Source organism: Azohydromonas lata NBRC 102462 (assembly GCF_001571085.1).
GTDB lineage: Bacteria > Pseudomonadota > Gammaproteobacteria > Burkholderiales > Burkholderiaceae_C > Azohydromonas > Azohydromonas lata.
Genome location: NZ_BCTC01000274.1, coordinates 1 through 1,255, shown reverse-complemented (window position 1 = coordinate 1,255; position 1,255 = coordinate 1). Strand labels below are relative to the sequence as shown.

Here is a 1,255-nt window from a genome sequence, read left to right as displayed (position 1 = left end):
TTGAACAACACCAGCGCGTTGTGCAGCTTGAGCCGCTCGGCGCAGGTCTGCTTGCGGCCGCTGGCCACGTCCAGCATCAGGCGGAACATCTCCCAGCCCGTTTCCTCGATGGTGGCCTCGCCGTCGGCGATGCGCCCGGCGTTCACGTCCATCAGGTCGTGCCAGCGCCGTGCCAGGTCCGAGCGCGTGGCCACCTTGATCACCGGCACCTCCGCCAGCCCGTAGGGCGTGCCGCGGCCGGTGGTGAAGACGTGCAAATTCATGCCCGCGGCCAGCTGCAGCGTGCCGCAGATGAAGTCCGACGCCGGCGTGGCTGCGTAGATCAGCCCCTTTTTCCCATTGAGCTTTTCGCCGGGTGACAGCACACCCGCAATCGGCGCCGAGCCGGACTTCACGATGGAGCCCATGGCCTTCTCCACGATGTTGGACAGGCCCCCCTTCTTGTTGCCCGGCGTGGTGTTGGCGCTGCGGTCCACGCTGCCGCGCTGCAGGTACTCGTCGTACCAGGCCATTTCGCGGATCACGGCCTGCGCCACTTCCGGCGTCGCGGCGCGCGCGGTGAGCTGCGCCACGCCGTCGCGCACCTCGGTGGTCTCCGAGAACATCACGGTGGCGCCGGCTCGCACCAGCAAGTCGGCGCAAAAGCCCACGGCCGGGTTGGCGGTGACGCCGCTGAAGGCGTCCGAGCCGCCGCACTGCACGCCAACAATCAACTCCGAGGCCGGCACCGTCTCGCGCCGGCGCGCGTTCAGCCGTTGCAGGTGCACGCGGGCGCGGGCCACGATGGTGTCGAGCATGGCCGTGAAGCCGTCGTGCTCCTGCAGCGTCACCACGTCCAGCGCCGGCTCCGTGGCCTGGCCGGTGCGCAGGTCGCGGATGGCAAAACTGCCCGGCGGCAGCAGCCGCTCCGGCTGCAGCTTCTCGCAGCCCAGGCTGACCACCAGCGCCTCGCCGCCGAAGTTCGGGTTCATGGAGATGTGGCGCAGCGTGCGGATGGGGATGACGGCGTCCGGCGCGTCGATGGCCACGCCGCAGCCGTAGCCGTGCTCCAGGCCCACCACGCCGTCCACGTGGGGGAACTGCGGCAGCAGCTCCTGGCGGATGCGCTGCACGGCGTGCTCCAGCACGCCGGCCACGCACTGCACGGTGGTGGTGATGGCCAGCAGGTTGCGCGTGCCCACCGAGCCGTCCGGGTTGCGGAAGCCCTCGAAGGTGAAACCCTCCAGCGGCGGCAACTCCACCTTGCGCGTGGCCA

Annotated in this window: 1 protein-coding gene; it reads right to left on the bottom strand. The window is 70.0% G+C overall.

What is annotated here, in order from left to right; genetic code table 11:
* On the bottom strand, positions 1-1,255 hold a 1,255-nt coding region (garD, locus tag ALA01S_RS31055), incomplete at both ends, for a galactarate dehydratase (RefSeq protein WP_066343637.1).